Here is a 10,225-nt window from a genome sequence, read left to right as displayed (position 1 = left end):
GGCCGAGCTCGCACAGGTGGCCCGGGCATCGCTCACCAGCCGGGGTCCGGTGAAGTTTGCCCGGCAGCGCTTCCTCGGGCGCGATCTGCACTTCTGGCTCGCCCGCACGAGCCCGGACACGGCCCCGCTCGGCCGCTTCGTACGCACGCCGCCGACGCAGCTGGTCATTGACGACGGCCGCTACCGTGCCGCGCTCGCCCAGGGAGCGCCGGACCGGCGGGAGTTGTTCACCGGCATCGACGGCACCAAGGCGGCCTGGCCGGACGGGACGCGGGAGGAGGTGGACACCATCCTGCCGACCACCGGCTACCGGCCGGACCTGCCCCATCTCGCCGGCCTGGACGGCGCACTCGACAGCGCCGGCCGTCCCCGGCACCGCGACGGCATCACCCTCGCCCACCCGGGTCTGGCGTTCGTCGGCCTGGAGTGGCAGCGCAGCCTTTCATCCAGCTCTCCGCGTGGCGTGGGCAGCTCTCCGCGTGGCGTGGGCCGGGACGCCGCCCGTGTGGCGCGGCGCCAACGGCTCACCTCGCCCACGGCCGAGCCGTTGGCCTCGCCCAGTTGGTTCGACGTGTGTCAACATAGATGCATGTCGAACACGAGGGTGCTGCCGCTGCTCGATGCCGAGGGATCCGAAGCCGTGACGCCGTGCTGCCCGCCGCTTACCGAGCGCCCGTTCACTGCGGAGGAGGCCGAGACGGCCGCGCGGATGTTCAAGGCGCTGGGCGATCCGGTCCGGCTGCGGCTGTTCTCCGCGGTGGCCTCGCACGAGGGCGGCGAGGCGTGCGTGTGCGACATCTCCGATGTCGGCGTCTCCCAGCCGACCGTCTCCCACCACCTGAAGAAGCTCAGGGAGGCCGGTCTGCTGACCTCCGAGCGGCGCGGCACCTGGGTGTACTACCGGGTCGAGCCCTCCGTGCTGGCCGCGATGGGCAAGCTGCTGACCATCGCACCCGTCGCCGCCTGACCACGACCAGGGCCAGAGGGGTAAGCCGCCATGCCCAGCCCGACCACCAGGTCGAGCGTGGCCATTGCCCCGATGACCGTCGCGCACGCCGACGAGGTCCTGGCGATCTACCAGGCAGGCATCGACGAGGGCAACGCCACCTTCGAGACGACCGCGCCGGCGTGGGAGGCGTTCGACACCGGGAAGCTGTCCGAGCACCGCTTCGTCGCCCTGGACGCGGACGGGACGGTGCTCGGCCGGGTCGCCGCGACGAAGATGTCCGACCGCTGCGCCTACGCCGGCGCGGTCGAGCACTCCGTCTACGTCCGCCCCGGCGCCCGGGGCCGCGACATCGCCTCCACGCTGCCGTAGGCGCTCATCCACTCCATCGAGAAGGCTGGGATCTGGATCTCGCACCTCACCACCAGCCACGTCATCCAGGCCGGGCAACGCGTCCGACTGGCTCTCGGCACCCACCCCGTCGACGCCCCCCACCACTGGACCGGCTCCCGCTGGCCCTGGCCGAAGACCGCGAAAGCCCTCCCGGCCTCGGCCGGGCCGACCAGCCCTGGCTCCTGCCCGGCTTCTTCCCGGGACGCCCGCGCGGCACGGTCCACCTCCGCTCCCGCCTCACCCCCTACGGCCCGCCCTCCCGACGCGGACGCGACAGCGCCCTGATGGACCTCGCCACCCAGATGCCCCCACCGTCCTCAGCCAAGTACTCGGCGTCGGCATCCAAGCCGGCACCCAATGGGCCGACGCCGTCGGCAGTGCACGATCGGAGTACGCCGCCGGCCTCAGCAAAGGCCACCGCGCCGACAGCGGTCCGAACAAACCTCGGCCTTCCGGCCGGCGCCGGCCGGACGTCCCGTCTCTCCCGCCGGTGCTCTTTCCACCTCGGGGCCGCCCCCGGACGGGCGCGGCCCCGAGCCGAACAGATCAGCTTGTCTTCAGGCTTCGCGTGGGTCGTACGGCGGTGACTTCTCCGTCAAGTCCAACGCGCTGAGCACATGCTGACGGACACCTCTGATCTGACGAGGGTGCCGCTCGCGATCACGGCTCACGGGAGATGGCTCGCTGCACCAGGTCCTGGAGCGCGTCCTGCTCCTGCTGGGTCAGCGTCAAGAAGGGTTCCTCGCACAGGAATTTCAGCAGCTCTTCCCGGCGCTTGGCGCCCTCGGGGGTGAGGGTCAGCTGTTTGGCCCGGCGGTCGGTGGGGTGGGGACGCCGTTCCACAAGCCGCTGTTCCTCGAGCTTGTCGAGCGGGAGTATCGCGTTCGACGGCTCGCGGCCCATCCGCGCGGCCAGCTCGCTCAGCGTCATCGGACCCGTCAGTTCTCGCAGCGCCGACGCCTGCGCGACGGTGAAACCGACCTTGGTCACGCGCTCACGGACACGCGCGTTGTTCCGCATGTCCAGCTCGTGCACCAGCTTCATCAGCTGTACGGCGTCGTCACCGGCGGCACCCTGCTGGACAACCTCGCCACGCTCGGCCACAACCCCGCGGACATTGAGGCCGTCGCCCTCACCCACCTGTACAACGACCACTTCGGATGAGCCTGGCACCCCGCCCCCGGCAGCGACCGCCCCGCCTTCACAGGCGCCGCCTACCTGGTCGCCGAACCCGAGTGGGCCCAGCGCCACGTCGCCGAGGCGCAAGGCCTGGGCGACATGATCAAGGCCCTGGAGCCGCAGGTGCGCACCGTGGCCGAGGGCGAGGAGATCTTCCCCGGCGTCCACGTCAGGTTCACCCCCGGCCACAGCGCCGGACACGCCGCCTACGTCATCAACGCCGGCGGACAGAAGGTCATCGCCTTCGGCGACGCCTTCCACACGCCCCTCCAGATCAGCCACCCGCTGTGGGAGAACACCTTCGACCACGACCACCAGCGGTCCACCCGCCTGCGCCACAGCCTCGTCCTCGAACTCGCCGAGCCCGACACCATCGGCTTCGGCGTCCACTTCCCCGAGCCCTTCGGCCACGTCCGCATCGAGAACAACCAGGCGACCTGGCACCCCGTCGACGCCTGAGAACGCCCGACCTCACCGGGGCCCGTGACCAGCCTCGACGAACGCCCGCCCGGCTCGGTACGAGGCAGCCGACCCTGGGCAGCCAGACGCGACGGTCGACGCCCCGAGCCGAACGGGGTACCGGCCTGGGCGACATGCCCACGATCCGCATTTCCTACCAGTAGTTCAGAAGGGTGAACAACGTCGGCGGCCTCGACGACGCGACCTACTCCTTCCTCGACATCGAGGACACCGAGTGGACCAGGGCGTTCGACATCAACCTGTTCAGCACCGTCCGGGCCACTCGCGCGGCCCTGCCCAGCCTGATCGAGCGCCGCGGGACGATCGTCAACATCTCCTCCACCGTCGCCCGGATACCCCGGCCGCCCTGGCTCCCTACAGCTCGGCCAAGGCGGCGCTCACCGCGCTCGGCAAGTCCCTGGCCGAGGAATTCGGGCCCCGAGGCGTACGCGTGAACACCATCTCCCCCGGCCTGGTCCGCACCAGCGTCTATGAGGATCCCGACGGCCCGGCCGCCAAGATGGCTGCCGCGGCCGGCATGAGCCTCGCCGAACTGGCCCAACAGCTCGTGAAGGCCCAGAACATCACGACCGGCCGCATGACCGAAGCCGACGAAGTGGCGGCCCTGATCGCGTTCCTCCTGTCCGACGTGGCCGGCAACATCACCGGCGCCGACTACGTCATCGACGGCGGCACGATCAAGACGGTCTGAACCACGTCGCGAAGTGGGGGGCGGGCCACCCCGGCGGCCACTTCCTTCAAGCCCAGCGAGCCGGACGCACGTCAGCTCGCGCAGCGCAGAGCTCGCCCGATGATGAGACGAGCGCGCCTCACCGCTCGCGCCGCTGTCGTCGCTCTGCGCGTCCAGCTTGCGTACACGCGCACAGGAGATTGCCCATGAAACCGTTCACCTTCAGAACCACGACCCATACGACAGCGCCGGCACGTATTGGTGCGCCAGTCGGCTCAGCGGCCATGGAGGCTTTGATTGATCAGCCGGGATCGGTTGAGATCAAGACAGTAGGCGCGGATTGGGTTGCCAATCCTTCGGGACTGCTCAATCTCAAACACCCCAAAGCCGTTCAGGCAGGGCTCAAGGACCGCAAGGAACCGATCCAGATCTACGCCCATGTCGTACGGCATCCCACACAGGGCTTCTTCCATGCAGACGAAGACCATCGTCTCGGTCAACAAGGACGCCGAGGCCCCGATCTTCGACCTCTTCGACTACGGCGCCGTCGGCGACCTCTTCGACGTCGTCCCCCCTCTCACCGAGGACATCAAGCCCCGCAACGGCTGATCCCCGTACACACCGACGGCTTGGGCCCGCCTCCCGTCAGGATTCACGGTCGGACGACCGGGAGGACGACGTGGGAGGGCGGTGCGACGTCGTGCCGGAACGCCCGGCGGGCCGGGCACATGTCCGTTCCGCTGCGAGCCTGCTCAGTCCCTGGGGATTCGCCCGCCCGAGATGCCGTGAGCGCGGTGGGGCCATGCGGTTCCCCGGGGCATCCGTCCCGCCGTCGAGGTCGCTACGGCAGCAGGCCCCGGCGTCGCGCGGTGACCACTGCCGCGAAGCGCGTGCCGACGTCGAGCTTGCGCATCGCGCTGCGCAGATACGCCTTGACGGTCTCGGCCCGGAGACCGAGGCGGTCGCCTGCTTCGGCGTTGGTGCAGCCCAGGGCGATCTGGGCGAGCACGTCGAGTTCCCTCGGAGACAGCGGCGAGACCGGCTCGGGCTCCGGTGCCGCGCCGAGAGCGGCCAGGCGGCGGGACGCCGCGCCCAGCCGCGCGCGAAGTTCGTCGTCCTGGACCGCCTGAGCGATCAGCCGCAGCTCCGCGTGGAGTTCACGGACCTCCTCGACCCTGAACCGGTCCCCGACAGGCTCACTCCGCGCGACCTGCAGGAGCCGCAGGCGCCGGTCGACCTCGTCCCGTACACCGACCTCACCGGCCAGCCGCCGCGAGGCCTCCACGACCACGTCCGCCGCCCGGTCCCCGAGAGGCGTGGCGCCCCGGGTGGCGCCGTACAGCACACCGCGCACCGCGCCGGCCACGACGACGGGAACGGCGACGACGGAACGGATGCCCTCCGCCAGCACCGGACCGTCGTAGTCGTGCGTGATCGACCGGTCCGCCCCGTAGTCGGCCACGGCGGCCGGCCGCGCACTGGCCAGGACCCGGCCACCGAGGCCGGTCTCGGCACGGACATCGAGACCGCGCAGCCCGGCCGTCCGGGCACCGATGAACTGCGACAGGTTCAGCACGTTGCCGCGCACCTGGCCGCCGAAGACGACCGGGATGCGCGAACGCTGGTGGAGCGATCGGAGGGCCTGCCGGAAGGCGTCCCCGTCATCGGGCCGCAGAGCGGTGTCCGTGCTGGAGTGCATTGCCCCTGCCCCTTTCCGGGGGTAGTCGGCGCCGTGCGTGACACGCAGCATATGACTGCGACGCGCAGCATAAGACGCGGTAACACCGCCGCAAAAGTCCCTGTTCATGAGAAAGGAAGTGGATTGTCGTGACTGCCCACGGTCATTCCACCGATCTGCGGGAGAACTCCCCCGACCCGGCGGCGCCGGAGCACCGGATACGGGAATTGCTCGCCCTCTTCGATACTCCGGACGCCTGCGCCGCGGAATTGCTGTGCGACCGCCACCCCGAGGACGCGGTGGCCTTCACGGTCGTGGACGCGGACCTGTCCGCCGAAGACCTCACCTACGGACGGCTGCGCCAGGAGTCGGCCCGTTTCGCCGTCGCGCTGGCCGATCTGGGTGTCGAGCCCGGGGACGCGGTCGCCACGCTGATGGGCAAGTCCGCCGACCTGGTCGTGGCGCTGCTGGGCATCTGGCGGCGGGGCGCGGTGCACCTGCCGCTGTTCACGGCGTTCGCCCCGCCCGCGATCGCGCTCCGGCTCGGCGCCGGCCGTGCGAAGGTCGTCGTGGTCGACGCTGATCAGCGCGCCAAGCTCGCGCCCGGCGAGGACATGCCGGCTGATCCGCCCTGGCTGACCGTGGTCGCCGGTGACACGACGGACGAGAGCGACCTCTCCTTCGCCGGGCTGCTCTCCCGTTACACCGGCGACGAGCCGCAGGGCCGACCCGTCACCGTCGGCGGCGACGGTCCGCTGGTCCAGCTGTTCACCTCGGGCACGACGGGCGCGCCGAAGGGCGTCCCCGTGCCGGTCAAGGCCCTGGCGTCCTTCCAGGCGTACCTGGAGTTCGGCCTCGACGTACGCCCCGACGACGTGTTCTGGAACGCCGCCGATCCCGGGTGGGCGTACGGCCTGTACTACGCCATCCTCGGCCCGCTGGCCGCCGGCACCCGCAGTCTGCTGCTGCACGCCGGTTTCAGCCCGGCTCTCACCTGGCAGGTGCTGCGCGCCTACGGCGTCACGAACTTCGCCGCCGCGCCCACCGTCTACCGCAGTCTCAAGGCCGCGCCCGCCCCTGTTCCGGACGGCGTACGGCTGCGGCGGGCCTCCTCGGCCGGTGAACCGCTCACGCCGGATGTCGTCTCCTGGTCCGAGCAGGCCCTCGGCGTGGCGGTACGCGACCACTACGGGCAGACCGAGCACGGCATGGTGATCGTGGGCGGCTGGGCCGATGCCGTACGGGCCCCGGTTCCGCCCGGCTCGATGGGCAGGCCGCTGCCCGGCTGGTCGGCCGAGGTGCTGTACGACGACCGGGACGAGCCCGCGCCGCCGGGCACTCTCGGCCGCGTCGCCATCGACGTCACCGGCAGTCCCCTGCTGTGGTTCTCCGGGTACGTGGACGCGCCGGAGAAAACCGCCGAGCGCTTCAGCGCCGACGGCCGCTGGTACCTCACCGGCGACGCGGGCGCCCGGGACGCCGACGGCAACTTCTTCTTCTCCGCCCGCGACGACGACGTGATCATCATGGCCGGGTACCGCATCGGCCCGTTCGACGTGGAGAGCGTGCTGGTGCGGCACGAGAGCGTCGTCGAGGCAGCCGTCGTCGGGGTGCCGGACGCGCTGCGCGGCGAGGTGCTGGAGGCGTACGTCGTGCTGCGCGACGGGGCGGTGGGCGACGCCGCCCTCGCCGAGGAGCTGCAACGCCTGGTCAAGCGCAAGTTCGCCGCGCACGCCTATCCCCGGACCGTGCACTTCACCGACCGGCTGCCCAAGACGCCCAGCGGCAAGATCCAGCGCTTCCTGCTGCGCGAACAACGCGCTCTGGAGATCCGGCAGCCCTGAACAGCCCTGAACCGGCGTCGACGGCACACCCCTCGCTCGATCGCTGTGTGGAGGTTCATCCCATGCCCCGCGTACCCGTGTCCCGACTGCTGCCGACCGAGGAGCGGCGGAGCTGCTGCAGTTGACGCGCGAGTCGCCGACGGAGCGCCGACTCCGCGCGCCGCCGAGGACGAGGCCGCCGAGCGGTTCCCGCGCGATGTGTTCCCCACCATGGGCCGCGCCGGGCTGCTCGGCCTGCCCTTTCCCGAGGAGTGGGGCGGCGCCGGACTGCCGTACGAGGTCTACCTCCAGGTTCTCGAGGAGATCTCGGCGCGCTGGGCGAGTGTCGGCATCGGCGTGAGCGTGCACGCGCTGTCCTGTTTCGCGCCGGCGACCCACGGCACGGACGACCAGCGGAAGCAATGGCTGCCGGACATGCTCGGCGGGGAACTGCTGGGCGCGTACTGCCTGTCGGAGTCCCACGCCGGCTCCGACCCGGCCGCGATGCACACCCGCGCCGAGCGCGACGGCGAGCAGACGTGCTCTTCGCGATGCTCCGCGACGGCACCTTCTACCAACCACCAACCCCGATCACCCCTTGACCAAAGTCATAGGGGCACCCCCCGGAACGCAAGATGGGCCTGACGGCGCAGGCCACCGCGACCATGCGCTTCAACGGCGTACGGATCTCCGCCGAGCGGAGGATCGGCGCGGAGGGCCAGGGCCTGTCCATGGCGCTCGCCGGGCTCGACGCGGGCCGGCTGGGCATCGCGGCCGTCGCCGTCGGGCCGGCCCAAGGGGCGTTGGACGACGCCGTGACCTATGCGAGGGAGCGGGAGTCGTTCGGGCGGCCGATCATCGACCACCAGGGGCTGGCGTTCCTGCTCGCCGGCATGGAAGCGGCCGTCGAGTCGGCCCGCGCGACGCTGCCGGCGGCGGCGCGTCGCAAGGACGCCGATCTGCCGTACGGCCGCCAGGCCAGTATCGCCAGGCTGGTCGCCACCGAGGCCGCGATGCGGGTGACCACCGACGCCGTCCAGGTGTTCGGCGGGGCGGGCTACACCCGGGACTTCCCCGTGGAGCGGTACATGCGGGAGGCGAAGGTGATGCAGATCTTCGAGGGCACCAACCAGATCCAGCGCCTGGTCATCAGCCGGGAACTCGCCCGAGGCCGCCGCGGCCCGGCCGCCCGCGTCCTCGCCCCCGAAGGGAACCGACCGTGAACCTCACCGGAACCGCCGCCCTCGTCACCGGCGGCGCCAGCGGTCTCGGCCGCGCGACCGCCACCGAACTGCTGCACGCCGGGGCCCATGTGGTGATCGCCGATCTCCCCTCGTCCCCCGGCGAGACTGTCGCGGCCGAACTCGCCGCCATCGGGCCCACCGTGCGCTTCGTCCCCTGCGACGTGACCGATCCCGACGACGTACAGGTCGCCGTGGACGCCGCCGAGCCCGCCCCGCTCCGTACGGCCGTGAACTGCGCGGGCGTAGCGACACCCGGGCGCATGCTGTCGCGTGGCGGACCGCTCGCCCTGGACGACTTCGCCCGCGTGGTCCACATCGATCCGACCGGCACCTTCAACGTCTTCCGGCTCGCCGCCCACCGCATCTCCGAAACCGAGAGCGTCGACGGCGAACGCGGGGTGCTCATCACCACGGCCTCGGTCGCCGCGTACGACGGACAGGTCGGCCAGGCCGCCTACGCCGCTTCGAAGGCCGGCGTCGCCGGGCTGCCCCTCCCCGCCGCCCGCGAACTGGCCCGGCACCGCATCCGGGTGGTCGCCATCGCGCCGGGCCTCTTCGACACACCCCTGATGGCGGGGCTCCCCGAGGAGGCCCGTGACTCGCTCGGCCGACAGGTACCCCACCCGGCCCGCCTCGGCGAACCGTCCGTCTTCCCGGCGCTCGGCAGCGCCGCGGCAACGGTCGCCTCGTTCGCGACCTTCGCCGTCGCCTTCGTCGCCTGCCCACTCGGCGCGGCCATCGCGTTCGCCCTGGCCAGCGGCACCTACCTCGCCGTCAACATGGCACTCGGCGAAACCAACCCCGCATTCCTCGACTGGGCTGGCGGATCCCGTTCCTCCTCAGCGTCGTCCTCGTCGGTCCGGGCCTGTGGGTGCGCATGGCCATCGAGCCGGCCGCGAACCGGCTGCGCACCCTGACGGTCGAGCAGTTCGTGGGCCGTCCACTCCCCCCGCGCAGCAGCTCCTGTGGAGGCGGCTGTCGCTCTTCGCGGGCGGCTTCGACCTGGAGACGGCCGAAGATGTGCGATCCGGCGACGGCATCCCGAAGCGAGGCCCTCGACCTCCTATCAAGTGCTTGTGAGCGGCCCCAGCACAGGACCGGCCCGCCTGCCGTCGGCCAGAGCGAAACCAGAGCCCGGTCACTATGCTGGCCAGTGGAAGTGGGCGATGCAGATGGTTTCCGACTCGATGGTCCTCGGCCCCTCCGGCCTTCAGATCTTGCCCGGCGACCATGTTTGCGTGTTCTACCCGACCCGGGCGGATCGCGACGCAGTCGTGCTCCCGTATCTCCGTGAGGGTCTCAGCGCCGAGCACAAGTGCATCGGCACGATGGACAGCGCCGATGCCGAGCAGGCTCTCGATGCCCTGCGCGACGAGGTCGACATCCCCTCGGCGGTGGACCGGCACCAGCTGAAGATGTACACGTCGGCGGAGAGCATCCTGCGCGGCGCCCCGTTCTCCGCGCAGACGGTGCTGGACTTCTGGGAGCACAACATCGACGAGGCCCGGAAGGCCGGGTTCGGCTTCACCCGCATGATCGGAGAGATGGAGTGGGCCCTGCGCCAGATGCCCGGGGCCGAGGCGCTGGCGGGGTATGAGGCCGCCTTGAACCAGGTGGTGCGGCGCAACCCGATGGTGTGTCTGTACGAGCTCGACCGGTTCAGCGGCGAGGTCCTTGTGGACGTACTCAAGACCCATCCCAAGATGCTCATCGGGGGTGCGATGTTGGACAACCCCTACTACCTCGAGCCCGACGAGTTCCACGCCCTCAGGCAGTGACCGTGGGCGGCCCCGCTGATGGAGTGGCCCGGGA

Annotated in this window: 10 protein-coding genes and 4 pseudogenes; 11 read left to right on the top strand and 3 right to left on the bottom strand. The window is 71.1% G+C overall.

What is annotated here, in order from left to right; all coding sequences use genetic code 11:
• Nucleotides 1-589: 589 nt before the first annotated feature.
• Nucleotides 590-967 carry an ArsR/SmtB family transcription factor gene (locus tag STRIP9103_RS03550; RefSeq protein ID WP_048819623.1) on the top strand — a complete coding sequence of 126 codons (378 nt, stop codon included), beginning with the start codon at nucleotides 590-592 and terminating at the stop codon, nucleotides 965-967.
• Between the two features lie 30 nt (nucleotides 968-997).
• Nucleotides 998-1,315: pseudogene (locus STRIP9103_RS03545) on the top strand (GNAT family N-acetyltransferase); the annotation flags it as partial.
• Nucleotides 1,316-1,999: 684 nt separating this feature from the next.
• Here the strand turns inward: STRIP9103_RS03545 and STRIP9103_RS03535 are convergent.
• A complete protein-coding gene (locus STRIP9103_RS03535) occupies nucleotides 2,000-2,383 on the bottom strand; it encodes a MarR family winged helix-turn-helix transcriptional regulator (RefSeq protein WP_052315547.1) in 384 nt (127 codons plus the stop codon).
• Here STRIP9103_RS03535 and STRIP9103_RS52710 point away from each other — a divergent pair.
• The 3 genes and pseudogenes from STRIP9103_RS52710 to STRIP9103_RS53385 form a co-directional block, all read left to right on the top strand.
• Nucleotides 2,369-2,503 (top strand): hypothetical protein, encoded by a 135-nt coding sequence (locus STRIP9103_RS52710; RefSeq protein ID WP_258539587.1) that lies wholly within the window; start codon nucleotides 2,369-2,371, stop codon nucleotides 2,501-2,503. The two genes, STRIP9103_RS03535 and STRIP9103_RS52710, sit on opposite strands and share 15 nt — an antisense overlap.
• A 114-nt stretch (nucleotides 2,504-2,617) precedes the next feature.
• Nucleotides 2,618-2,977 (top strand): MBL fold metallo-hydrolase, encoded by a 360-nt coding sequence (locus STRIP9103_RS51200; RefSeq protein WP_052315546.1) that lies wholly within the window; start codon nucleotides 2,618-2,620, stop codon nucleotides 2,975-2,977.
• Between the two features lie 173 nt (nucleotides 2,978-3,150).
• Nucleotides 3,151-3,689 (top strand): annotated as a pseudogene (locus tag STRIP9103_RS53385) (SDR family oxidoreductase); the annotation flags it as partial.
• Between the two features lie 254 nt (nucleotides 3,690-3,943).
• Here the strand turns inward: STRIP9103_RS53385 and STRIP9103_RS49745 are convergent.
• Nucleotides 3,944-4,141 carry a hypothetical protein gene (locus STRIP9103_RS49745; protein ID WP_141581922.1) on the bottom strand — a complete coding sequence of 66 codons (198 nt, stop codon included), beginning with the start codon at nucleotides 4,139-4,141 and terminating at the stop codon, nucleotides 3,944-3,946.
• Between STRIP9103_RS49745 and STRIP9103_RS45865 the strand changes: the two are divergent.
• A pseudogene (locus STRIP9103_RS45865) lies at nucleotides 4,107-4,277 on the top strand (electron transfer flavoprotein subunit alpha/FixB family protein); the annotation flags it as partial. The gene STRIP9103_RS49745 and the pseudogene STRIP9103_RS45865 sit on opposite strands and share 35 nt — an antisense overlap.
• Nucleotides 4,278-4,509: 232 nt before the next feature.
• Here the strand turns inward: STRIP9103_RS45865 and STRIP9103_RS03520 are convergent.
• Nucleotides 4,510-5,367 (bottom strand): LuxR C-terminal-related transcriptional regulator, encoded by an 858-nt coding sequence (locus STRIP9103_RS03520; protein ID WP_009297566.1) that lies wholly within the window; start codon nucleotides 5,365-5,367, stop codon nucleotides 4,510-4,512.
• Nucleotides 5,368-5,495: 128 nt separating this feature from the next.
• On the opposite strand from STRIP9103_RS03520, the gene STRIP9103_RS03515 reads away from it, so the two are divergent.
• From STRIP9103_RS03515 to STRIP9103_RS03500, 5 genes and pseudogenes are all read left to right on the top strand, one after another.
• Nucleotides 5,496-7,190: an AMP-binding protein gene (locus tag STRIP9103_RS03515; RefSeq protein ID WP_009297591.1), complete on the top strand. Its 1,695-nt coding sequence runs from the start codon at nucleotides 5,496-5,498 to the stop codon at nucleotides 7,188-7,190.
• Between the two features lie 45 nt (nucleotides 7,191-7,235).
• A pseudogene (locus STRIP9103_RS53735) lies at nucleotides 7,236-7,559 on the top strand (acyl-CoA dehydrogenase family protein); the annotation flags it as partial.
• Between the two features lie 245 nt (nucleotides 7,560-7,804).
• A complete protein-coding gene (locus STRIP9103_RS53730; protein ID WP_009297610.1) occupies nucleotides 7,805-8,392 on the top strand; it encodes an acyl-CoA dehydrogenase family protein in 588 nt (195 codons plus the stop codon).
• Nucleotides 8,389-9,330: an SDR family NAD(P)-dependent oxidoreductase gene (locus tag STRIP9103_RS03505; protein WP_009297561.1), complete on the top strand. Its 942-nt coding sequence runs from the start codon at nucleotides 8,389-8,391 to the stop codon at nucleotides 9,328-9,330. The genes STRIP9103_RS53730 and STRIP9103_RS03505 overlap by 4 nt, the downstream gene beginning before the upstream one ends.
• Before the next feature lie 249 nt (nucleotides 9,331-9,579).
• Nucleotides 9,580-10,191, top strand: coding sequence for an MEDS domain-containing protein (locus STRIP9103_RS03500; RefSeq protein WP_009297599.1), 612 nt, complete (start codon nucleotides 9,580-9,582; stop codon nucleotides 10,189-10,191).
• Nucleotides 10,192-10,225: the final 34 nt, after the last annotated feature.

The organism is Streptomyces ipomoeae 91-03 (assembly GCF_000317595.1).
In the GTDB taxonomy this organism is placed as follows: Bacteria; Actinomycetota; Actinomycetes; order Streptomycetales; family Streptomycetaceae; genus Streptomyces; species Streptomyces ipomoeae.
Note: the sequence above shows the minus strand (reverse complement) of the source record. Positions and strands in the feature narration are given on the sequence as shown.